The organism is Candidatus Nitrosotalea sinensis, from assembly GCF_900143675.1.
In the GTDB taxonomy this organism is placed as follows: Archaea; Thermoproteota; Nitrososphaeria; order Nitrososphaerales; family Nitrosopumilaceae; genus Nitrosotalea; species Nitrosotalea sinensis.
On record NZ_FRFC01000001.1, the window covers coordinates 191,709 to 212,593 of the forward strand.

Consider the following 20,885-nt stretch of genomic DNA (forward strand, 5'->3'; position numbering starts at 1 on the left):
TTTTGAATCATTACCAATTCTTAGAGATGATTGTTATTATTTATATTACAACCATAACTTGAACTACAAATGACACCTTAATCATTAATATATCTATAATAGTGTATTTCCATGTTGAAAAATGTCAGCTAAGAAAGTTTTGATTATTTCCCAATATTTTCCTCCGGATATTTCGGGTGGCGGTACGAGGGCATACAATTATGCATTGTGTCTGGCTCAGCAAGGTTACGAAGTAACGGTGATTACTGCCCATCCTCATTTACATGCCAAGGTTTCTGAAATTAATAGAAAAAAAACTATGAAAAAAGAAACTGCATATGGTTTTAATGTTATAAAAGTATGGATTCCTTCGTTATTACATACGTCAGCAAGAAATAGAATCATTTTGCATTTTGCATTTATAATTTCCTCATTATTTCCACTATTTCATGTAAAACCTGATGTGATTTTTGCATCAGAACCGAATCTTTTCGCCATCATACCAGCATATGTTTATTCAAAATTAAGAGGGGGAAAAGTGATCCGCGTTGTAGATGATTTATGGCCTGAGGCAATTTATGAACGTGGTTATGTGAAATCAGGAATGCTCAGGTATATCCTTGATAAACTGGCAAAGTTTTCCTATTCTTATCCTGAATATATCTTACCGTTAACTGATGAAGCTAAGAATTTAATTTGTAATTCGTATAACATAAATGGAAAAAAAATAGAGGTTTTGCTTCATGGAGTAGATACGAACATTTACAAATATGTAGATAAAAAAAGTGAAAATGATTTTGTTTTAATGTATTCTGGCTCTTTGGTGGAATCATATGATTTTGATTTGATTTTAAAGGCAGCCAAAGAATTGAAAAATAAAAACATTAAATTTATAATTAGAGGAAGAGGAACACTTCAAACCTTGCTTCATGAGAAAAAAGAAAAGATGGGACTTGAGAATTTTATAGTTGATACAAATATTGTTCCACTTGATCAGATCTACATTGAATTATCAAAAGCTGATGTACTGCTTGCACCAATGAAAAATGAATATGCTTTAAATTCAACATTACCTACCAAATTACTAGAGTATCAGGCTGTTGGGAGACCAATAATATGTTGTTCAAATGGATCGCCTGGAAAATACATAGAAAATACAAAGTCAGGAATCAGAGTAGATTCAGAGGACTTAGTAGGCTTTGTTCAAGCTATATCTAGATTAGCGTCCAATCAGGTTTTGTGCAGGACGTTGGGACTCAATGGGAGAAAATTTGTGGAAGAAAATCTAGCTTTTGAAAAAATAGGTATGCGTTTATCTTTTATAATTCAACAATTATTTAGAAATAACTAATATCAATATCAACCGAATAACTAATGTAGCCATTAATTTCAAGCATTATCGTATAACATGTCAAAAACAGCTCTAATCACCGGAATTACTGGCCAGGATGGAGCGTACTTGGCTGATTTTTTAGTAAAGAAAGGATACAAAGTATATGGTACGTTTAGAAGGGTATCATCTCCAAATTTTTGGAGATTACTTCATTTAGGCATAGTTGATCAAGTCAACTTAATTCCTGCAGACCTAATCGATGAGTCTTCACTTACAGAAGCTGTAAAAGTATCACAACCTGATGAAGTATATCATTTGGCTGCTCAGAGTTATGTAGGAACATCGTTTGATCAACCTATTACAAGTGGTGAATTTACAGGACTTGCTGTTACAAGAATTTTAGAAAGTATACGTCAATATGATTCTTCAATAAAGTTCTATCAGGCTTCCTCAAGTGAAATGTTTGGTAATGTAAAATCGTATCCACAGAATGAGCAGACCGCATTCATGCCCCAAAGTCCATATGCAGTTGCCAAGGTATACGGATTTCATGTTACAAAAATATATCGAGAAGGATACGGTATGTTTGCATGTAATGGGATATTATTCAATCATGAATCACCACTGCGAGGATTAGAATTTGTATCAAGGAAAATAACTAACGGCGTAGCAAAAATCGTTTTAGGAATTGACAAACATCTTTACTTGGGAAATTTAGGCTCCATAAGAGATTGGGGTTATGCTCCTGAATACATAGAATGCATGTGGAAGATGTTGCAACAAAAAGAGGCCGATGACTATGTGATTGCAACAGGAGAACCCCACACAGTATTCGATTTTGTCAAACAGGCATTTTCACTTGTAGATTTAGATTGGAAGAAATTTGTAAAGACAGATAAAAAATTGTTCAGAATATTAGAAGTTCACGTTTTACAAGGTGATTCAAGAAAGGCAAGAAGAAAATTACATTGGAAGCCAAAAACAAAATTTGAGGATCTAGTAAAGATAATGCTTAATGCAGACATAGAAAGATGGTCTAGATGGAAAAAAGGAGAGGTTTTTCCATGGGATGCATTATCTTCAATTGATGAATTCAGTACTTTTAAGCGAAAAATGATATAAAATGAACATTTCATGTAAGATTTGAATGTATAAAAAATGAATTCAATATAATTATTACTTGCTTGTATGGAATTTTGAAAATGAAAATAGAATTTAATCTAAACCGAGTTATTTTATTTATTATTCTGATTATAGTTTTTTACACCATATTCATATTATTTGCAGATCTAGAGAAATTTTCTTCTGAGTTTAAAAAAATTAATTTATATTTTGTACCTTTAATTCTTGGAATACACCTCATTTCATTATTTTTCTATAGTTTGAGACAGAAAGTTTTGCTAGATTCTTTAGATATCAGATTATCTCTTAAGCAAAATATTATATTTCAATTTACAGGTTATTCCATGCTAATTACTCCTGGTGGATTAGGTGAACTAATAAAAACTCATTTCCTAAAACAGATTCATTCCAAAAAATATGTGGAGACTGTACCTGTTGTTCTTGCAGAAAAATATCACAATCTTTTTGCTCTTACAGTTATAATTACAGTCATGTTATTCTTTAAAAGTGATTTTGAAATTGAAATTATTGTAGGAATTATTTGGATATTATTGATAATATCTTTAGCCATAATCAAGAGTCATAAAATTTTTCTCGTGAATAAACTACCCAAGATTGGAATTTTTAAAAAAATATTTGAAAACATGACAGATTTTTCTAGTACATTACTGATGCTAACGCAAAAAAAAGTATTTGTCAAGTGCTTTTGTCTTGGATTGATTGCAGTTTTTACAGATGCAATAGCAATTTATTTGTGCTTTTTAGCGTTTGGTATTCATTATAGTTTCATAGATTCAACTTTGTTTACAGGAATTTCCTTAGTGGTAGGCGCCATATCCTTCTTGCCTGGTGGCATAGGAATCACTGATTTGAGCATAGCCGGATTACTAGTCAGATCTGGAATTATTACCTCGTTGGCACTTACTTTGACTATATTCATCAGATTCATGATTACATGGTCTACCGTATTGATTGGCATAATCACATTGAGATTTGCGCTAAGAAATAGAATGAATAAAAATAGTACAGAGATTAGTTGAATTATATTTCATAAAATCATTTTATTCTTCCAGATAACGTCATTTTCTAGAAGTAATGATTTTCGTGGTTAAGATAATTTTTACATCATTCGTTCTTTAATAAAGTCAATGGATCTTATAGGAGTTGGATCCATGTTACTCAAAATAGCACGATAAATTGTTGCGTAGTCCAGCAAGTAAACAAGATTTACTATCTTAGAGAGTATGTTTCCTCTAATTGAATATACTTCCTTGAAATCGATCTTATTCAGATTGAAATATTCTTTTATTATTTTCCAGAGTTTTTTTGTTTTGACATAGTCGTCCTTTCCTTGTATCAATATCGGCCTCACTATAGATGGTCTTTCCCAAGAAACTATTCCGTTATGGCACGCTTCTATAATATCCTCTGCGAATACATGCATTTTGGCATTTTCCTGTAATGAATTTTTAAATCGTATAGCTGCAGCTTGCAAACCCATTGGATAATAGATTGCTGGAACACCAGACAACCAAGATGCTAGATCAATAGATGGATTACTATCATTCAAGTTAGATGAGCTTATTTGTTTTCGAGTTTTTTCTAGGTAACGAATAGATTCTATAACATCATGATTTTTTAATGGTATAACTGGATTTAAAATATTCAGCATGGTGTAGAGATACACAGGGAAGGAAGCTCTTGGAGAATTTAACATAGGAATCTTTCTGTATTCTATTCTGTTTTTTTTACAATATTTCTCCATTCTACCTCCAGATGAAAACGCAACAATTTTGCAGTTAGTTTTGTTTGCCTTATCAAGTACTGTGAGTGTTTCTGGTGTGTTTCCTGACACACTAGAAGCAACTACAAGAGTGTGGGAGTCCACAGTTTTTGGAAGGTGATATCCTTTTACAACGCATAGATGCATATTGGTTTTTGAAAGTGAAGAAAATAAAGTGTCTCCAAGTGCTCCTGAACCACCCATTCCAACAAATACCATATGATCAATTCCCTTAAAATCAATTGAATCCTGATTCATGTTAAAAAATTCTTTTGCCAGTTCCGGCCATTTGTCATAAACTTGGCACATTCCACTTTTATCATATTTCTTTAATTTTAATGGAGTAATCAAGACAAGATTTGAAGATCAGAGTTCCAATATAATGATTTATCAATATAATGATTTATCAAAATAATGATTTATCAAAATAATGAACCATTGGTTGATTATTTTATTATTATAAGATTAGAACTTATCAAGAATTCAGAAATTTTCGTGACCAAGCATTTTTTCTAACAAATACGTATTACGCGGAGCATTGGTAAGTTTACCTGTGTTGATAGAAAAGTAGCCGTCATTTTGCATGATGGGGAATTCATTACGTTCGTGTAATTTACTATTAACATCGTAAATATCGCTGTATCCATTAGCCACAATTACCCCAGATCTAATTGCTATGGTTTCAAATTCTGGTAAATCTGGTATTAGATGACTAAAGTGTACATTATTTTCATTAACCAATATTCTTCCCATAGTATCAGGAATATGCCCATCACAAAGAGCATCCCAGTCTGATGGCATCTTCTGGTCTACTAGCATTCCTTTCATGCTAGAAGGATACCAACTAAAATAAGCAGCATTTCTCTGAGGATAGCTGACATAATCACCATAGGGTCCTTGTATGATGGTAAAAGATGAGAGTCTCTTCAGTGCTAAAGGAGATTTCGTAATTATTCCAAATTTGAGTCTAAGGTTATAGTCCTTTTTGATCATAATGCCCATTTTTTTATCCAAGTCCATATTGCCCTCCCAAAGACAACTAAACACCAGATCTGATTTGATTTGGTTACTGCCGTCACCAGAATTAGCATCCACTATAAATCCATCATCAATTCTTTTTACATTTGTTACACGCCGGTTCAAATATAACGGTATATTTTCAGATTGAATTTTTTTCTTTATGACTTCATTAAAGCTTTCAAGATACAAACAAACTTCTTCTGTAGCAAAACAAGCTTGGAAGAGATCAGGATTAACTTGTTCAGGAATGGTGGTTTCTTGAAATAGTTTTTGTGGTCTCTTTCCCAGATACATCAGATTCTTATTTTTTATATGATCTAAATACGAGTCTTCAAGTGTCTGAAAATATGCATTCACCTGAGTGGGAGAAAGCATAGAGTCTTTTGCTACTAAATAATTAAAACTAGTAGACTTGAATTTTTCCCAGTCCACTTTGGCATCAAGTAGATATTCAAGATATGGTGCAAAATAAAGTGCGCTTAGCAAAAGATTCTTTCCAGTCTTCAAGGAAGGATCTGCCCCAAAGACAAAGCCCAGATGAATCTTTCCTGTGCCGTTAAGACTTGCTCTGTTTAGAATATTTTCATTTTTATCTATTAGACTTACCTCGTACCCATGTTTTTTCAGCATGAGTGCAACACAACAACCTTGAATGCCTCCACCCAAAACTAGAGCTTTTTTCATACGTTTTCTAAAATTCTATGGAATTGGTCTATTTTTGCTTCACTTAAAATCAGTATTGTTTTTTCAAATTCATCCACTAACCAAGTGCGTTCCTTCTCACTTAGTGTCGACAATTCTTTATTCGGACAAATATATCTAGCATCTTGGATTAGCCTTGATTTTGTGGCTCTTATCAACGAGATCATCTCATCTTGTTCAAATCCGGCCCTAAAAATTAATTTTAGACAATCTGTGCAGTGTTCTAACCAAGCTTTTATTGCGTCCTCTTTTCCAAATTTCCACCATTGCTCATGCACCGAATTACTTTGGTATCGTTTATAGTATAAAACCTCTGGAATTCTAATCATTTCTCCCATCAAGCTCATTTGCATATTCCAGATTGTATCAATAGCAATATTGGAATAGTTATTTTCAGAAAGCAGTATGAAATCTGACAATATCTTCCTATTTACCAATCCTCTGGATGCTACTGCAGCAAGATGATTGATTAGAAATTCATGCGCGCGTTCTGCCTTGTCCCCTTTAACTGAGCTTTGGGTAATAAGCAGATTCTGTTTTCCAAATCCCTGAACATCAGAAAAAACTACACATGCAGACGGATTTGATTTTATATGATGAAATAACTTTTCAAGATATGTTTTGTGAATTAAATCATCATGGGGCATCATAATAAAATATTTTGTCGTACATTGTTTTAGAAGAAAATTGATGTTCTGTACCCAACCCAACAGGTGTGCTTGGTAAAAGATCTTTGTTTGGATGTTTTCATGTTCTTTACACCATCTTTCCACAATGGTTCCAGTATCGTCATCTGACTTGTCGATAGAAATTAGAATTTGAAAGTCTTGAAAAGTCTGATCATTCAGTGAATCCAATGTTTCACAAATAAACTCTCTGGCATTGAAGGCTGGCACGAGTATACTTACACGCGGTTTAGCAAATTGTCTTCTGATTTTTTGCAAAAACAGTTCAGGTGTAGAAAAAGGCATGCAGAAACATCTGGTCTCTACCTAGTTAAAAAGCATCCATACAATATCATCGTAGAAAGTCTTGTATGGACTCACTCTTACCAGAGAAATTTCCACCACATACATCAAAATACATAATGTGTATTAGATTACAAATCTGGAATTTTTTGGATATTTGCAGAATTTGTAATCACCATCCAAGTTTGTCCGTTGAGGTGTTCATATTTTAGAAATTTGCATTCCAGTTTATTCTCTGTAGCTGCATTTTTCATAAAGTCCTTTGTATATGTAACAGGTCCTGGATATTCCCACTCTGTTTTAGTGTTATTGGCATCACCCAGATAAAAGGTACCAACAAAAAAAGAAGACTCTGTCATTACTTTCTTTGCCTCTGAAAGACAAGTAAGAATCTGCTTCTGTGTAGCATGAGAAAAGATAGACTGGGCTAGAATATAATCAAATTTTTGATTAAAGACTCTAAGCTTGAATTCTTTTTCGTTGCTGAATTTTGGTTTCTTGATTCTTAGTATTTCTTGACCGAGATTTTTCTTTATGCCTTCCTCAAGAAGCCATTCTTCCGGTTCGATTCCAAAATACTTGTTGGGCAGCAAATAGGTAATGAAAAGACGACCACCTCTCAGGGAACCACATCCTATATCTAGAAGAGTGTGATTTTCTCTTAATCCTAGTGAAGTTAGTAAATTAAATTGATGTGCTGCCATTATGTCATATTTCTTGGAGGATCCAACATAACTTCGATAATGGCGAAACCCAGTTGGGTGGTTTAATCCCAAGTCGTCTTCTGACATTCAAGACACACCTACGTATGTTTAGTTAAAAGGTATTGAACTTCAATAATGTTTGATTGGAAGAAACTCCTATGTTAAATTCTTGTCAAGTGCCGGTTTTTGTGGAATTATAGATAGAAAATTCAATTTCATATTGACATAATGCGGTGTTGAATCTATTTGAAAACTGAAAAGTTAACAGTATCCATACTTTTAGCAATACCATGAATGTGCTATTGCTCTCCCAATTCTTCTCAACAACTAGAGGGGGTGGAGAATATGTCTTTAGCATCATAGCAAAAAAGCTTGCAGAGGACAACAAGGTATTTGTGATAACAAACAAGATTGAAGGTGAGAATTATATCAAACACAAGAACATCCAAGTAATCTTTGTGCCGCCTGTACTGCAATACAGGGGAGGACTGCCGCCAGGATTCTCAGACAACATAAGATATACCATCAATGCAGTAAGACAAGGCCTCAAGACAATAAAGAATGAAAAGATAGACATCATCCATTCAAACAACTTTGCCCCGGCACTTGCAGGCTCTATACTATCAAGCCTTACCTCCAAACCCCACATCACTACAGTCCATGACATCTTTTCGCTTTGCGGAAAAAATTATTGGAAACAATGGGGCAAGCAAAGCGACATATCAAGATTGAACGTACTTGTAGCGCCACTTTTTGAAAAACTCTCAATCAAGCTAAGATACAGCTGCATCCATACAGTAAGTGAAGCCACAAGAGATGACCTGATAAAGTTCGGTGCAAAAAAACCAATCCATGTCATCCACAATGCAGTTGACATGACACCACAAAACAACATACCGCCAAACCCATTCCAGTTTGTATACATTGGAAGGCTGGTCTTTTACAAAAATCTCGAGGTCGTCATAAAAGCAATAGACATCATAAAAAACACAGAACCCAAAATCAAGCTAACAATAATTGGCAGCGGACCACACAAGCAAACACTACAAAAAATGGTCCAGGACCTCAAACTAGAAAAAAACATACAGTTCAAGGGCTATGTGGATGCAGATGAAAAAATAAAAACCCTATCAGAATCAAATGCCCTGGTATTCCCAAGCCTCTGTGAGGGCTTTGGGCTTGTCATACTGGAATCATTTGACCAATCAAGGCCAGTCCTGGTGTCAGATCTAAGACCCATGTCAGACATTGTATCCCACAAGCAAAACGGCCTTGTCATAGACCCGCATGATGAAAATCTCTGGGCAGAGCACATGCTGCACCTCTCAAAAAATCCCTCAGAGTCATCAGAGATGGGAAGATCAGGAAACCACGTCCTGCAAACAAAATACAGCCAAGACACACTATACAAGAAAATTATGGAAATGTATCAGACAGTAGTAAAGACAAGAGACTAGCACATCAAACTGCAATGCCAGAGACAAGATGCCCCAATGATTTTACCAAAATACCGAATTTAAGACAAGTCCTTACAGCATTTCTTAAAGCCCAACATATCTTTTCCATTCCTCTTTGCTGTTCTGCTCTAATGTTTTTACCAGGTCCCCAAACAGTCCTTTTCTTGAAGAGGACAATCCTGCTCCTGAACCAAAAGCCTTGTTTTGTGCAGATTCATGGGCAGTCTTTGCTGCCACTATGCCATCCCACCACTCCTTTGATACCAGATTTCCAACAACCTCAGGAGGTACAACAAGTTTGTACAAAGTACCATACCCATTTCTTCCCTTGGAGCCAGTCTGCGATATGACAAGGCCGGTGTTCTCAAGGTCTGTTAGCATCTCAGATATTCTCCTATAACCAAGCTGCCTTGTACCCTTTTGCAAGACAGAACAGTACTGCTTGTACAGAACAGATGTCGAGTACCACTGGCCACCATCAAGATACGATACCCTAGCAAGCCCGCCACACACCAACCTCATGTGGTATGACGCATTTGCAAGCGTCCTTTCCACCCTGTCTTTTTGCAACTCTTCCTGCGCCATCTCAAGGTGCGATATCCCAAGAGGCTCCTTACGTGATATGGCAATTTCTGCAGAGACCCTCAGTAGATCAATTGCTCTTCTTGCATCACCATGCTCTGATGAGCTCATGTCAGCACAATATTCAAGCACCTTTGGATTTATCTTACTTGAGAATGCCTCTTGAGATCTTTCCTTGAGTATGCCAAGAATATCTGATTTTGAATATGGCTCAAAGAATATCTCAGATGAGCCAATCCTTGAGCGGACCCTATCATCAAGACCATACTCTGACAATACATTGTTTGATATCCCAATTATGCACAACAAGAGCCCCTGCTCTCGCATCTTTTCTGCAAGCACAACCAGTTTGTATACAAAATCAGACGGCTTGCCGCGCTTGTCATAAAATATTGCATCAAGCTCATCAAGTACCAGGACAAAGAGCCTTTTTCCCTGCTTGCGTAACATGGAGATTATTTCCTTTTGTACGGAATCAATTGCCAAGTTTATTCCTTGAGCATTTTGCAGTCCAGGCACACCAAGTTCTGCAAGTATCAAGTTTGCAGCTCCAAAGACAGTCTTTGCCTTGCGAAGATTCACAAGCACATATGATATCCCCGGGACATTAGAGCAAACAAACTTGGCAAGAGAAGACTTGCCAGACCCGCTCCTCCCATATATAGAAATGTACGGTACAACATATCCATTCTTGTGCCCAACCAGATATCGCACCAACTGCTCTGTCTGCTTTTTTCTTCCCATGATGGTACCAGGTGGCATCAGCGGGTCAAGTGCGGATTTTTTGAATACCGACTCTTCCTTTTCTATTTGGGATATGATATCATCTATCTCTTTTTTGTTTATACCATAACACCTGCCCAAAATAATTTCCACTGGAAACACATGTATTTTTCATGGCATCGATGCATAAAAGGGTTCAAGATTTAAGCAGGGTACTTTGTAAAATAAAAAGAGAATTTGGGCAAAAACAAAAAAGATTCATCCAGGGATACACCAAAGGATAACAAGGATAATTCTTCAAATAATACAAAAGACATTCAAGGCAAGTCACCAATGGACAAATCCAAGATTCTTGCCTGGGCAGTGTTTCTTCCAACAGTCTCAGTCGTGTTTCTTAGTATCATACCTGCAATCTTTCCAGCGCTGCTTACAAGAGCAACAAGCCCATTTCAGGGCCCAATATCAATGCCAGAGTTTGTCAACCCATTCCAGCCAGGAATCTTGGCAATACCAATTATATCAATAAACCTGATTCTCTTGGCAATCGGCATAGCATACTATAAGAAGAAAGAATGCAAGTACAGGCCAGTCATACATAAAATAACAAACTTTGATCTGACAAAAAAACAAGCCCTTGTTGTAGTAATTGTAATACTTGGAATTTTCATAGCATTGACTGCAGGAACCCTTGCAAAGGAAGAGACCTGGGTAGACTATGCAGGAGTAAAAGAGCGAGTCCAGTCCTGGAACATATCGCAATTTACCCATTCCTTTGAGCCTCACATAAGATACATGCTGCTCTCAGCATCACTACATATCTTTGGAAACATCAGGGTAATACCATTTATCACAAGTATTGCATTATTACTTGTCACATATTTTTTCACAAAAAGCATCACATCAAAAAGAATCTCAGGTGTTGTAGCAATGATTATTTTATTGCAGGCCCAAACGTTTCTTGCCTACTGCACCACCGCAAGCTATGACAATTCATGGATTTTGCTATACCTGTTTGCACTATACCTGATACAAAAGTTCTGGCCTCCCTCTCCTGTGTCATTTTTTGCATCAATTTTTTCAAAGGCGTTAACAATTGCATTTTTACCAGCAATGCTGTATTTCATATCCCGCTCCCAAATCCCCAAACGCTCAAAGATCATATCATTGATATCATACGGAGTAATCATTGTAATACTTGTAATAGGCTCTGCCGCAATTAACGCAAGTGTCACAAATGGAAACATGCAACACGACTCTTTCTGGCAGGGCTTTACATCAATGACACTTCAGATGAGGTTTGATTATGTTACAATCACTTTCCTATTGCCAGTTACAGTGATGCTCTTTTTTGCAGCAAGAAAAGGAGTGTTGCACGCAGATTCCATACTGGTGTCAATTCTAACAATATTGCTCACAGCACCTGTACTAATGTCAACTACAGACCAGACAAACCAACCCTACAGGTTTGTCTCACTTGTTGTATTTTTCGCAATAGGTATAGGCGTGTTGCTATCAAAGAGAACTAGGCAGGACGAATTATTGTCCAGTATGCAGTAGTGACATCACCTTTCACAACAGGGTATCCATCATGTTCTGCAACAAGCACAACCTTTGAGCTCTTGCCGTCTGTCGCAGATACGATATTCTGTGATACTACAGTCTGCGACGGTTGAGTTATGGTATCGTTGATTTTGATCACCTCAAATTTCTGGCCCTCACTTTGCATGAAGGTCTTTGCAATATATGGCGAGTCCTGGTCTAGCAGTTTGCCAAGAGTATTTGCGTTTACAAGTGTAATCTTGGTTGACTCTATGTATGAGACCAAGTTGCCTGACGAGTCACGCACCTTTATCTGCACAAAGATGATTACATTTGGCGTCTCCGCATATGATATGGCAGGCATTGCCATGCATACTGATACTACTAGTAACACAACAAGCAACAGACGCGACATGAATCAAAGACTGTCCATCAGGTCTAATAAGCTTCTCGTATCAAGACTAAAAGGAAAGCGTATAGTTTCATACCAAGATGCAGAGGGGCATGAAAATATACAAGAAGATCAAGCAACTAGAAATATAACATATTGCTAGATATAATGTTGGCAGAAAAACGCAAGTTCACCATCATAATACAAGACGAGCCTGAGGGCGGATACACAGGCAGATGCCTTGAATTGAAAGGTGCAATAAGTTATGGCAAAACAATTGATGAGCTAAAAAAGAACATGGAAGAAGCCATTTCGCTTGTACTTGAGACACTAAATGAAGAAACACAGACAAAGCGAAAAGAGATTATAGAAATAAGTTGAGCCTCAGGAACCACAGTTGGCGTGAGATTAAAGCCATGAGTCGTTTTGGTTTTTACCCAGTGCGCGAAAGGGAAAGTCATATTATATTGAAAAACTCTGACGGGTTTGCAGTTTCCATTCCACGCTATGATCCTCTTCCCGAGGGAACAGTGCGAGCAATTCTTGAAGAGAGTGGCATCTCAAGAGAAGAATTTCTAAAACACCTTTGAAAGGCTTGATACATGTTTTCAAGTAACATTATAAAGGAATACAAATCAAGGTTTCAAAGAAGCCCGGTAGTGTAGCGGTCAAGCATAGGGGCCTTTGGAGCCCTTGACCCCAGTTCGAATCTGGGCCGGGCTATTAAACTCCAAAGTGACAAAAGATCACAGGAGATCTGTAAACTCGGCAACTGTCAATTCAGCTTCTATTATGGCCTTCAAAGTACCTCGGGCTATTTCTTTGTGATTTAGAACTGTAAGTCTTTTTCGAGTTTGCGGATGTCGCAAAATAATATGACTGCCAGTTTGGTGATCTGTCTGATAGCCAATCTTTACTAGTGCCTTGATGACCTCAATAGATGAAACTATTGGAATTTTAGGCACTTACTTCAACCAGTTCTTCTTCTATACAAGGCAAAGGTTCGTTGTGTTTCTTCAAACTTTGTATGTACCCATTTGCCGCGTCTCTGATATTATCAAGAGCTTCTTCTCGTGTTTTTCCCTGAGATATACAACCAGGCAAAGATGGACATTTTGCTACAAAGACGCCATCTTCATCTTTCTGTATGAGTACTCTATACTTCATTGTTTAATTTTTGATCTTTTATTTACTTAAATGTTACAGACCATAGCTCACATGTAATGCATGTTTGGCATTGCAGGTGATCCAATGTGTGGGATTAATGTGATACCAATCAGTATCGGAACTATAACCAGCAATACAGGTATGACAGCAAGAACTATGCCAAGGTACAAACAGTTCTTTGCCTTTTTAGGATCGTCCTCCCGTATGACAAAATACGCAATGATACCACCTACTACATTAAACAAGATAGGCAACAAGAACCAAAGTCCGCTTCTCTGTCTTACTTGCATGGTATGATACCGTCAAACTTTAATTTAAAGGAAATTTCGTCTGCAAGATTGTCATACCTCAAGCCTTGAGAGCATCCTTGTTGCAACAACAAACAACACACCTGCACCTGCAGCAAGAATTATCATCTCTTGGGCCACCAACCCATCAAAGTGCCCAAATATCCCAGCACGCACCACATCAACAAGATATGTCAGAGGATTAAAGTAAAATGCAGATGATAAAATTGGCGGTGCCCCCTGGGCAGGATAAAATGCCGTACTAACAAATGCAAAAAACAGAAACACCGTATTTATCACAACATTAAACCCCTCACTTGATTTTAGCCTAGTTGATATGATTGACGCAATAGAACCAAACAATATAGAACCGGTAATTGAAGCAAATACAACAAGCGGTACAGTAAGTACATTGAACTTGACATCCTGGAAGAACAGCGGGTATCCCACCGCAGTAATCATTGCAGCGCTAACAAGTCCAATAATCCCAATTGTATAGACATTTGACAAAATATACTGCGCCCGTGTGAACGGACCTACAAGTATCTGCTCAAACATCCCATGCCGCCTGTCATTCCAGATTATTATTCCAGAAATTAGCGTACTGTTCATTATGTTAAACCCAATCATCCCCGTTGCAATAAAGGCAGGATACCCAAGGGACACATTCCCAAACGGCACCTTGTGTATCAATGCAGTATACGCAAATCCTGCAACAAAGATGTAAATCAACGGAAATACAATCTGCCATATCACAAATCCCATGTTCAGGGATATTGTCAAATTCCTATTTACTAGACGAATTGTTGGATTCATTAGAATTTTTCACCACTGAAAGAAATATCTCCTCAAGACTTGTTGGCACCACGCTTAGGTCCTCTATTGAGATACCACTTGATGCAAGGATTCTCAATACATCTTGCAGCACCTGCTCAGACCTGTCAGAGTGTATTGTTATCACAGTCCCAGAATCATATTCTATGGTACAGCCAGGTATTTCTCCAAGAAGGGCAGACACATCCTGTTTTTGTTCAAGATGCATCTTGATGGTCTTTTGCCTGCCAAACTTGTTTTTTAGCTCCTCGGGGGTATCAACTGCAATTATCTTTCCCCTGTTAATTATTGCAATTTTGTCACATAGATATTCTGCTTCTTCTAAAATATGAGTTGTAAAAAATATAGTCAGCCCATCCCGTACTCGCGCCTTGATGTAATCAAGCAGATTTCTTCTTGCAGACGGATCAAGTCCCACTGTTGGCTCGTCTAAAAACAACAAATCCATGTCATGCATAAACTCCCGTGCAACCTGGACCCGCCTTCTCTGCCCTATGGACAAATCATCATTTTTCTTTTTTCGTATATCTACAAGATCAAATGCAACCAACAGTTCTTCAACGCGCATTTTTCTTGTTTTTGAATCAACATTCCACATCATGCCATATTTTTCAAGCGATTTTTCAACACTAAGCGTCGGCTCGTAGCTTGGCTGCTGTAATACAACCCCAATTTTTTTGCGTACCTCAAGCGGAGATTTTACACCGTCAATTCCCAAGATATTGATTTTTCCACTGCTTGGTGCAATCAACGTAGTCAATAGTTTCATTGTCGTAGTTTTTCCAGCCCCATTTGGTCCCAGAAAACCAAAGATTGTGCCGCGCTCAACCTCCAAGTCAATACCATCAACTGCAACAAAGTTTCCATATGATTTTGATAACGAATCTACCTGAATGCTGTACATTGTCTTTCCCTCTATAACTAGAATTTAGACTCAAATATAATGCAAAAAAAGATCGCACATCTTGAAACAATTTTTATATCATATACCATCCATGAGGTCTTGATTGTCAGAATTTGATTCATTGTTAGCTAGATTGCTAGAGCAAAGGCCTGATCTTACCCGAGCCCAAATAGACGAAATGATACAAAAGAAAAAAGAGAAGATTGGTGCGGGCTATCTTACAGACCAGGGAGCTCTATTTCTTATTGCATCAGACCTGGGAGCTTCACTAAATGAACAGTTGAAGGTAGAGATGGGCCTCAAGGACCTCTATGTAGGCGCAAAAGAGATTACACTTGCAACACGTGTCATGAATGTATATCCAGTAAAGCAATTCTCCCGCAAGGACGGCTCCCAGTTTCTCTTGAGAACCATGACAGTATATGACGGCGATTCAAGAGCACAGGTAAAACTATGGGATGAAAAGGCAAACCTGCCAGGAATTGAGACCCTAAAACCAGGAGACCTAGTCAAGATAATCAAGGCCTATGTAAAATCCGACATGAAAGGAAATCCAATAATCAATGTAGGCTCGGGTTCCAATATCGAGCCAAACGGCACAACAAGCACCATACCATCTTTGGATGACATCACAGACGATGTAAGCAATGTAAAAGAAAACCAGCAGAACCTAGTTGTTACAGGAATCCTTGATGGAAACTTGCGCACATCAGAATTTACAAATTTCAAGGGAGAGCCAGGAAGATCATTGCAGTTTAGACTAAAGGGAAAGGACGGAAACAGCATCAGAGTTGTACTTTGGAACAAGGACCCAAGTACCGTACCAAAAGTAGTAACATCTGGCGCCAAGACAAGACTGATTGGTGTCAAGACAAAAGTAGGCCAGATGGGCCTTGAGCTTCACGGAGACGAAGGAACAGTCCTTGAGATAGACGGCGCAACAGACATCCAGCCAATTGTAGTTCGTGTATTATCAATTTCAAAAAGCGATTCAGGAAATTCCATGATACTTGGCACAACAAAAGACAAAAAGCTTGTAAGCATCACAGATACAGCACTTGTAACAAACAGCATCACACTTGGAGACGTCATAGAATGCATGCCATCAAAGGTGTATGGAAAATCAATAATGTTAGAGACAGACTCGTTTGTACGAAAGATTGACGATTCCACAATTTCAACATTGGCAGATATTAGAACAAAGATAAAAGATGTCAAGCCATCAGAGTCACTATACTGCGTGGAAGCAATAATTCTCAAGACTCCAGAAAAAAAAGAGATTCAAACCAAAACAGGAGAGACCGTACTGCTGTCAGAGACATTTATCGAAGATGATACAGGACAGATATGGCTCAAAGGATGGAGATCACAGGCACGACTCTTAGAACAGTTCACCCAAGGCGAGATAATCACAGTAACTGCAGTAAACGCCAAGGCAGGCCTTGAGGGACGAATAGAGCTCTTCCTTACATCACATTCATCAATTACAAGAAAGAACTAGTCCCAAAATCCCCTAGTGGTGACATACTGCCTTTCTGCTTCGTAAATCTGCTTGTAAAGCTCCTCCTCACCTATCATGTTGCGCAAGATTCTTGCAGCAGTATCTGCACCCACACCATATCCAGATAACACAACAAGCGCAGTCTTGCCAAAGTTTGCAATCAAAGATGATACCTTCCATGCACGAGCAAACTTGTGGCTCTCCTCCGCAGTTATCTTTTTTCCAGCAATTTTTTTCTGCACTATTTTTGGCAAGTCATAGTCCGAGTAAAAGGTGGCAGATATCTGTCGCGACTTGCAGTACGGACACGGTGGAATATCACTTATCTGCCCTGTCTCCACAACTTTTTCCCACTTGCCACACCTTACACAAACAAGCCTATGCTTGCTTTTCATCAATCTGGCCTTTACAAGATCAAGTATTCCCTTGTCCATGTTTGCAGGGGATGCATAGTATTTTGTGGTATGATCAAGTATTGGCTCTGCAAGTTTTGTAAAAGACTCTACCTCAACCCATGTTATTTTTATGATACCCCGGTTGATATTTTCCAATAGCTGTTCCGTGTTTGAAATATCATACTTGTCATGGTATAGCTCCCGCAGTGCCTCTTTAGCAAGCGGAGTCTTGGAGTACCTCTCAAACAAAAATCTTGCAGACTTTCTGTCATATACTGCCTCCCTCCCAACCATGCCAAATTTTTTTGCAACACACCATGTCCTCCAATTTACATTGTGGGTTCCCGCAATCGATGCCTGCACTATATCCTCCAGATTGTATTTGTCAGATATCACATCCCGCACAGATTGCTCTAAAATTCTTCCATTTGATGACAGCATGATTCTGTATGCATCAGACCTTGAATCAACAAGATATCCGCTCTTTGCAGATATCATTGATGACAACAACATTGCAAGTGTTGCATTTATCCTTGTACCAAAACAAGAATGAATCACAATTGTATTCCTTGATCTTTGTGATTCTATTACGATGTTCTTCTCGTCAGGTATCACATGCAGCTTTAGATTTTGGATTACCATGTTTGTAAACGGAGCAACAATCGTCTTTGTCCTTACCATGCCTACCCTTCTTGCAGTGGTATAGTCCACAGGAATGTTCTCCCCTTCCCAGTATGGCACATTTATCCCAGCAGACTGGATTGGTTCTACATTTACCTTAAGGGAGCTATCATCAACATTTAGAATTCTCCACTGCATCCCACGCAACACAAATACACTTCCCTGCTCCCCGTTGTCGCCTACAAATCTCTGGTCAAGGCTTCCGATTATTTTTTTAGATGCAGTATCAAATACCTTGAATTTCAATATGTCAGGAATCGTGGACAGATTCTCAAAGTGGTACCTAAACGAGCGTCCCCTTTTTGTAAATGACATCTCTTGTTTATCAAGTGATACAATGTTTCCACCCTGCAAAACTTCTAGCACCTCAATTAGTTGCTCTATTGTTACATTTCGAAACGAGTATGCCTGATTTATCATGTTTAACGCCTTGTCAAGTGACATCTTGCCAAACTGCATTGCCATTCCAACCAAGTGATGCGCCAAGACATCCAGTGCGCCATCATGGACTATCTGGTCCTCAATTGATTTTTCTTTTACCCTGTCAAGTATTGCAAGTGCCTCAATTTCATCATCAGGGTTGTTTGTAACAATCAATCCCTTTGCAGAAGATCCCCTTGTGTGCCTGCTCCTCCCAATTCTTTGCATCAATTTTGATACTTGCCTTGGAGATCCATAATGAATGACAAGTTCCACAGAGCCAATATCAAGTCCAAGCTCAAGTGATGACGTACATACAACTATTCCAGGCTTTCCGGCCCTCAGCATGTCCTCTGTCTCTTCTCGCACTTGTTGCGACAATGACCCATGGTGTAATTCCACTGATATGCTTGACCTTTCCTTTAGGACCGATGCAATATACTCTGACTCGCCCCTTGTATTTGTAAACAGCAATACAGGCGATGCAGCATAGTTTTTTGATACATAGTCAATTACATAATCTACAACATCGGTAATTGTCCCTTCAATGTATTTTACCTCTACATCATATTTTCTAATGGAATCATCTTGTATTACTTTGCATCTTCTTTTTGTTCCAACCACAAACTTGGCAGCTTCTTCAGTGTTTCCCACAGTTGCAGAAAGCCCAACCCTTGTCATCGGAAATTTTGTGTTTGCCTGCAGCCTTTCAAGACTCAGTGATAGTTGGGCGCCCCTCTCATTTCCAAGTAACTCGTGAACCTCATCTATTACAATCCATTCAAGTTCATCCAGCGCCTTTAGCATGACAGGCTGTGTAAGAAGTATAATCAGAGTTTCAGGCGTAGTTATCAAGACATCAGGAGGTGCCAAGTTTATCTTGCGTCTCATAGATTGCGACGTGTCCCCGTGTCGCACCTCGATTCGAAGGCCGTCATTTTCAGCATATTTTATTATCCTCTTAAAGACATCCCGGTTTAGCGCCCTAAGTGGCGTGATATACAGCACCTTTATCTTGTCCTGTTTTTTTGATGTCGCAACCTTTGCAAATATCGGTATTACAGCAGTCTCCGTCTTTCCAGATCCTGTCGGTGCAATGACCAGTGAATCAATCTTTTGAAATATTACAGGAACTGCCCGTTGCTGTATCTCAGTTAGATGTACAAACCCAAGATTACGAAACTTTGTCTCAAGTTCAGGAAGCAGGCTCTTGTTGCTCTGTGCTTTGTCTTGTTCTAGCTCGCTCGTATACCATCACACCGACCAGACCTATGCCAAACAAGACGGCAGATATAATTGGTATATAATCAAAAATTCCTGCCATAGATTACCCAACACCTCCAGTGATAAATATCTTAAGGTGCTTCAATCCCAGATTGTGTTATTGTATACAAGATCTCTTTTTTTCCCCCAAAGGACGGCAGTACCTGAGCCTGATACTTTTTGCCATCTTTTTGTAACTTTATTTTTTTGTGCACAAACATGCTAATTGAATTATTCAGGTTTTCAACCTCTCTGCCGTCCATGTTTCTTACAACATTTGTCACAACAACGGCAATCTTGTTCTGAACTGCCAAAAAACTCAGCTCATGCATGTATTTGATAAACAGGACATGTTTTTCAAGCATGCTTGATTCCTTGGAATATTCAAATGAAAACAAGTCAGTGATGTTTTCAATCACTACCAGCCTTGGCTGCATAGCAGGAATTTTTTTTACATATTCTAGCTGCTCTGCAGTATTTGTTATCCTTGCAACAATGACATCATCTAAGAGCGATGGTTCAAGGCCTCGCATTTTTATCATTTCCAACATTCTTTCAGGCCTAAACCCTCCACTGGTATCCTGGTATAGCACCGTACTTTGTTGTAAAGAGTTTAGCGATATCTGCATTGCAAGTTGTGTCTTGCCACTGCCACCAGGTCCAGAGATATCAGTTATTGTGCCAGCGGAAATGCCTCCGCCAAGCAGTTCATCTAATCCCAAAAGACCTGTGGAGATAAATGCCAACCTACAAAATCATATCAAAGATTGGTATAAGTGGTCATCGGAGAATTTGTTGTCGCATTATTTGCAATTTTAACATTAACAGAACCCTTTTATTCCCTATTTCAAGAAGTGGTGACAAGTGATTTGTGATTGTCACAGGCATCAACACCAAAAAGACCTTTAACTACACTGCAAAAGGGAATAAACAAAAAAGTTACTGTTAGACTAAAAAGTGAAATTGAATACAAAGGAAAGATGAACAACGTAGATTCCTACATGAATCTAATCATGACAGATGCCGAAGAAATCAGCAATGGCAAAGTCATTGCAAATTATGGCCGAGTCATAGTACGAGGAAACAACGTATTATTCATTAAACTAGAGAACGAATTATAGGAAGTTATA

The 20,885-nt window shown here is 38.2% G+C and carries 22 protein-coding genes and 1 tRNA gene; 10 read left to right on the forward strand and 13 right to left on the reverse strand.

Going from position 1 to position 20,885, the window contains the following annotated elements; translation table 11 throughout:
* Positions 1-121 precede the first annotated feature (121 nt).
* From NSIN_RS01045 to NSIN_RS01055, 3 genes are all read left to right on the forward strand, one after another.
* A complete protein-coding gene (locus NSIN_RS01045; RefSeq protein ID WP_101008951.1) occupies positions 122-1,330 on the forward strand; it encodes a glycosyltransferase family 4 protein in 1,209 nt (402 codons plus the stop codon).
* 57 nt (positions 1,331-1,387) lie between these two features.
* Positions 1,388-2,434: a GDP-mannose 4,6-dehydratase gene (locus NSIN_RS01050; protein ID WP_101008952.1), complete on the forward strand. Its 1,047-nt coding sequence runs from the start codon at positions 1,388-1,390 to the stop codon at positions 2,432-2,434.
* A gap of 80 nt (positions 2,435-2,514) precedes the next feature.
* A complete protein-coding gene (locus NSIN_RS01055) occupies positions 2,515-3,474 on the forward strand; it encodes a lysylphosphatidylglycerol synthase transmembrane domain-containing protein (protein WP_101008953.1) in 960 nt (319 codons plus the stop codon).
* An 80-nt stretch (positions 3,475-3,554) separates the two neighbouring features.
* Here the strand turns inward: NSIN_RS01055 and NSIN_RS01060 are convergent, their stop codons facing one another.
* From NSIN_RS01060 to NSIN_RS01075, 4 genes are all read right to left on the reverse strand, one after another.
* A complete protein-coding gene (locus tag NSIN_RS01060) occupies positions 3,555-4,568 on the reverse strand; it encodes an SIS domain-containing protein (RefSeq protein WP_245871857.1) in 1,014 nt (337 codons plus the stop codon).
* 132 nt (positions 4,569-4,700) lie between these two features.
* Positions 4,701-5,921, reverse strand: a complete 1,221-nt coding sequence (locus tag NSIN_RS01065; RefSeq protein WP_101008954.1) for an FAD-dependent oxidoreductase — start codon at positions 5,919-5,921, stop codon at positions 4,701-4,703.
* The gene (locus NSIN_RS01070; protein WP_101008955.1) at positions 5,918-6,910 is read right to left on the reverse strand and encodes a glycosyltransferase family 2 protein; all 993 of its coding nucleotides are present in this window, start codon (positions 6,908-6,910) and stop codon (positions 5,918-5,920) included. The genes NSIN_RS01065 and NSIN_RS01070 overlap by 4 nt, the downstream gene beginning before the upstream one ends.
* A gap of 128 nt (positions 6,911-7,038) precedes the next feature.
* Entirely contained in the window at positions 7,039-7,698 is a 660-nt protein-coding gene (locus NSIN_RS01075) for a class I SAM-dependent methyltransferase (RefSeq protein ID WP_101008956.1), read from the reverse strand.
* Between the two features lie 203 nt (positions 7,699-7,901).
* On the opposite strand from NSIN_RS01075, the gene NSIN_RS01080 reads away from it, so the two are divergent.
* Positions 7,902-9,068 carry a glycosyltransferase family 4 protein gene (locus tag NSIN_RS01080; protein WP_101008957.1) on the forward strand — a complete coding sequence of 389 codons (1,167 nt, stop codon included), beginning with the start codon at positions 7,902-7,904 and terminating at the stop codon, positions 9,066-9,068.
* An 84-nt stretch (positions 9,069-9,152) separates the two neighbouring features.
* Here the strand turns inward: NSIN_RS01080 and NSIN_RS01085 are convergent, their stop codons facing one another.
* Complete coding sequence (locus NSIN_RS01085) at positions 9,153-10,535, reverse strand: Cdc6/Cdc18 family protein (protein ID WP_133124022.1); 1,383 nt, start codon at positions 10,533-10,535, stop codon at positions 9,153-9,155.
* A 75-nt stretch (positions 10,536-10,610) separates the two neighbouring features.
* Between NSIN_RS01085 and NSIN_RS01090 the strand changes: the two genes are divergently transcribed.
* Positions 10,611-11,930 (forward strand): hypothetical protein, encoded by a 1,320-nt coding sequence (locus tag NSIN_RS01090; RefSeq protein ID WP_101008959.1) that lies wholly within the window; start codon positions 10,611-10,613, stop codon positions 11,928-11,930.
* Here the strand turns inward: NSIN_RS01090 and NSIN_RS01095 are convergent.
* The gene (locus NSIN_RS01095; RefSeq protein ID WP_133124023.1) at positions 11,896-12,327 is read right to left on the reverse strand and encodes a hypothetical protein; all 432 of its coding nucleotides are present in this window, start codon (positions 12,325-12,327) and stop codon (positions 11,896-11,898) included. The two genes, NSIN_RS01090 and NSIN_RS01095, sit on opposite strands and share 35 nt — an antisense overlap.
* Before the next feature lie 144 nt (positions 12,328-12,471).
* Between NSIN_RS01095 and NSIN_RS01100 the strand changes: the two genes are divergently transcribed.
* The 3 genes from NSIN_RS01100 to NSIN_RS01110 all read left to right on the forward strand — a co-directional run bounded on the left by NSIN_RS01100 (position 12,472) and on the right by NSIN_RS01110 (position 13,026).
* Positions 12,472-12,684, forward strand: a complete 213-nt coding sequence (locus tag NSIN_RS01100; protein ID WP_101009022.1) for a type II toxin-antitoxin system HicB family antitoxin — start codon at positions 12,472-12,474, stop codon at positions 12,682-12,684.
* A 35-nt stretch (positions 12,685-12,719) separates the two neighbouring features.
* Positions 12,720-12,893: a type II toxin-antitoxin system HicA family toxin gene (locus tag NSIN_RS01105; RefSeq protein WP_101008961.1), complete on the forward strand. Its 174-nt coding sequence runs from the start codon at positions 12,720-12,722 to the stop codon at positions 12,891-12,893.
* A gap of 60 nt (positions 12,894-12,953) precedes the next feature.
* A tRNA-Gln gene (locus tag NSIN_RS01110) sits at positions 12,954-13,026 on the forward strand.
* Positions 13,027-13,049: 23 nt separating this feature from the next.
* Here NSIN_RS01110 and NSIN_RS01115 read toward each other — a convergent pair.
* The 5 genes from NSIN_RS01115 to NSIN_RS01135 are packed head-to-tail and all read right to left on the reverse strand — an operon-like array spanning position 13,050 to position 15,495.
* A complete protein-coding gene (locus NSIN_RS01115; RefSeq protein WP_101008962.1) occupies positions 13,050-13,268 on the reverse strand; it encodes a type II toxin-antitoxin system HicA family toxin in 219 nt (72 codons plus the stop codon).
* On the reverse strand, positions 13,261-13,470 hold the full coding sequence (locus NSIN_RS01120; RefSeq protein WP_101008963.1) for a type II toxin-antitoxin system HicB family antitoxin: 210 nt from the start codon (positions 13,468-13,470) through the stop codon (positions 13,261-13,263). The genes NSIN_RS01115 and NSIN_RS01120 overlap by 8 nt, the downstream gene beginning before the upstream one ends.
* Positions 13,471-13,517: 47 nt before the next feature.
* Positions 13,518-13,760, reverse strand: coding sequence for a hypothetical protein (locus NSIN_RS01125; protein WP_101008964.1), 243 nt, complete (start codon positions 13,758-13,760; stop codon positions 13,518-13,520).
* A 51-nt stretch (positions 13,761-13,811) separates the two neighbouring features.
* Positions 13,812-14,573: an ABC transporter permease gene (locus NSIN_RS01130; protein WP_101008965.1), complete on the reverse strand. Its 762-nt coding sequence runs from the start codon at positions 14,571-14,573 to the stop codon at positions 13,812-13,814.
* Positions 14,545-15,495: an ABC transporter ATP-binding protein gene (locus tag NSIN_RS01135; protein WP_101008966.1), complete on the reverse strand. Its 951-nt coding sequence runs from the start codon at positions 15,493-15,495 to the stop codon at positions 14,545-14,547. Before NSIN_RS01135 ends, NSIN_RS01130 begins: the two co-directional genes overlap by 29 nt.
* Before the next feature lie 103 nt (positions 15,496-15,598).
* Between NSIN_RS01135 and NSIN_RS01140 the strand changes: the two genes are divergently transcribed.
* Positions 15,599-16,996, forward strand: coding sequence for a single-stranded DNA-binding protein (locus NSIN_RS01140; protein ID WP_101008967.1), 1,398 nt, complete (start codon positions 15,599-15,601; stop codon positions 16,994-16,996).
* Here NSIN_RS01140 and NSIN_RS01145 read toward each other — a convergent pair.
* Entirely contained in the window at positions 16,993-19,698 is a 2,706-nt protein-coding gene (locus NSIN_RS01145; RefSeq protein WP_101008968.1) for a DEAD/DEAH box helicase, read from the reverse strand. The two genes, NSIN_RS01140 and NSIN_RS01145, sit on opposite strands and share 4 nt — an antisense overlap.
* Positions 19,699-19,847: 149 nt before the next feature.
* Positions 19,848-20,501, reverse strand: coding sequence for an ATPase domain-containing protein (locus NSIN_RS01150; RefSeq protein WP_101008969.1), 654 nt, complete (start codon positions 20,499-20,501; stop codon positions 19,848-19,850).
* A gap of 129 nt (positions 20,502-20,630) precedes the next feature.
* Here NSIN_RS01150 and NSIN_RS01155 point away from each other — a divergent pair, with 129 nt between their 5' ends.
* Positions 20,631-20,876, forward strand: coding sequence for a U6 snRNA-associated Sm-like protein LSm6 (locus NSIN_RS01155; protein WP_101008970.1), 246 nt, complete (start codon positions 20,631-20,633; stop codon positions 20,874-20,876).
* The last annotated feature ends 9 nt before the right edge of the window (positions 20,877-20,885 follow it).